1 protein-coding gene and 4 pseudogenes are annotated in these 2,153 nt (G+C 50.4%); 2 read left to right on the plus strand and 3 right to left on the minus strand.

The annotated features are described in order from the left end of the window. Positions 1 to 160 precede the first annotated feature (160 nt). Positions 161 to 406 (minus strand): annotated as a pseudogene (locus QZ506_RS18990) (transposase); the annotation flags it as partial. 43 nt (positions 407 to 449) lie between these two features. Between QZ506_RS18990 and QZ506_RS18995 the strand changes: the two are divergent. Then, positions 450 to 806: pseudogene (locus QZ506_RS18995) on the plus strand (ATP-binding cassette domain-containing protein); the annotation flags it as partial. A gap of 159 nt (positions 807 to 965) precedes the next feature. Beyond that, positions 966 to 1,390: pseudogene (locus QZ506_RS19000) on the plus strand (nitrous oxide-stimulated promoter family protein). Between the two features lie 14 nt (positions 1,391 to 1,404). Here the strand turns inward: QZ506_RS19000 and ihfA are convergent. Both ihfA and pheT read right to left on the minus strand, forming a co-directional pair. After that, positions 1,405 to 1,701: an integration host factor subunit alpha gene (gene ihfA, locus QZ506_RS19005; protein WP_291973137.1), complete on the minus strand. Its 297-nt coding sequence runs from the start codon at positions 1,699 to 1,701 to the stop codon at positions 1,405 to 1,407. Between the two features lie 4 nt (positions 1,702 to 1,705). After that, positions 1,706 to 2,153 (minus strand): annotated as a pseudogene (pheT, locus tag QZ506_RS19010) (phenylalanine--tRNA ligase subunit beta); the annotation flags it as partial.

A 2,153-nucleotide genomic window follows, 5' to 3' on the forward strand; every position in this document is an offset into this window, starting at 1 on the left:
AGGCGGCATCACAGAAATGTACGATGCCCTTACAGGACTGGCGTATGGCAATGAGTCGCTTTATTATCGAGTTCGGTGACCGCCTTGACGGTCACTTCTGAGGAAAGGCATTTACACAAAATCTTAAACATGCTCGTCTTCCCCGATCATGGTGGGAGACTCATAACCCCATGTTTAACCTGCCGTAATGAAACATCACTGCCACCTTAAAGCGCTCTTTGTTCCGATATCCTCTGGACTTGATCCGCAGCAGCCTTATCTTGCTGTTTAGTGACTCTGCATTACCGTTTGATACCCTGTGTTTCATGGCATTCAGGATCCCGTACAGTCGTTTACGTAACGTCCGGGCTGCGCTACTTAGTAGCGGGACACCAACGTCTTTTGCCATCGCTATCAATTCCAGCCACAGACGTCTGCTGTGTTCGTCATTCGATGAACTGATCGCCACCTTGCCAGACGGATTGAATACCGTTGTCGGTGAACGTGGGGTGAAACTCTCCGGGGGGCAGAAACAGCGTTTATCCATAGCGCGGATTTTCCTTAAAAACCCACCGATCCTGATTTTGGACGAGACGAGCTCCGCGTTAGATACGGCAACTGAACAGGCTATTCAGCAATCGCTAAGCGAACTATCAAGCGGGCGTACGACGCTGGTGATCGCACACCGCATGGCGACTATCCAGAACGCCGATCGTATCGTGGTGGTGGATGAGGGACGGATTATTGAGCAAGGCAGTCATCAGGATCTGCTCGATAATAGCGGCAGCTATGCCCGTCTGCATCAGGCCCAGTTTGGTCAGGCGTAACAGCTTCATCGAGATGCTGTCATCTTCAGGCGAGAGCGTTGCCTCTCGCCGTTTTCCTCCCTACTCCCTTTTTCCCGCTTTTTTTGACATTCATGGTATCTCACCCAGTAAAATGCATTTAAAATGCATTAAGTTAAATAGCCGGATGAGAGGCCAACCATGGCACGAAAACCGATGGGAAAATATCGTCTGCGAGAACTGCGCACCGTTCTGCTAATGATCGATCTTTATGAAAAGCATCATCCCGCAGAGGTGGAGTACGGCGATCACTACCAGCAACTTTCTGCCTATGCCACTAACCGCCTTGAGCGCTGTCAGTTTGGCGAAGAGAAGCCAGCCTGTAGCATTGCCCAATCCATTGCTATCAACCGGCCAAGCGCGAACAGATTCGCGCTATTATGCGCTGGTCGGGACCGCGCATGTTATTGCACCACCCTATCTTGGCGATACGCCATCTAATTGATGATCACCGCACTGTACCGGCACATACACCACGGCAGGCCCCCACGACACGGGTGCATCAATCGCAAAATGCTAACGTCGAACACGGCATAAAAAAGGCCGCTAATGCGGCCTTTTTGTGAATTGCATGTAAGAACTACTCTTTGGGAGAGGCGTTCTCAACTCTGCTTTTTAGCTTTTGCCCTGGACGGAAGGTGACCACCCGGCGCGCCGTAATCGGAATATATTCACCCGTTTTAGGGTTACGTCCCGGCCGTTGGTTCTTGTCGCGCAGATCGAAATTACCAAACCCCGATAACTTTACCTGCTCACCATTTTCCAGAGCACGGCGAACTTCTTCAAAAAAGAGTTCGACGAGTTCTTTGGCATCCCGTTTACTCAGCCCGAGCTTTTCAAACAGGTATTCTGACATTTCAGCTTTAGTAAGCGCCATAGATTCAATCCCTCAAGGATGCTTGGAATCGCTGTTTTAGTGCCTCTACGCATTGTGATACGGTAGCAGCAATATCCTCTTCTGCCAGTGTACGAGAGGTATCTTGCAATACCAGACTGATCGCCAGGCTCTTATACCCTTCTTCCACGCCCTTGCCTCGGTACACGTCAAACAAGTTTACGCCAACTAACTGATTTGCGCCAACTTTATTACATTCTGACAAAACTTCGCCTGCCGAAACGTTTTCTGCTACCACAACCGCGATATCACGACGGTTCGACGGGTAGCGAGAAATTTCGCTCGCATCAGGAACCACGCGGTCTGCGACCTTGTTCCAGCTCAATTCGAACACTACAGTACGGCCATTCAGATCCAGCTTACGTTCCAGCTCTGGATGGATTACGCCAATGAAACCAACCGGTTCCCCTGCCAGATAAATCGCTGCGCTCTGG

It is taken from the genome of Candidatus Symbiopectobacterium sp., assembly GCF_020054415.1.
Taxonomy (GTDB): Bacteria; Pseudomonadota; Gammaproteobacteria; order Enterobacterales; family Enterobacteriaceae; genus Symbiopectobacterium.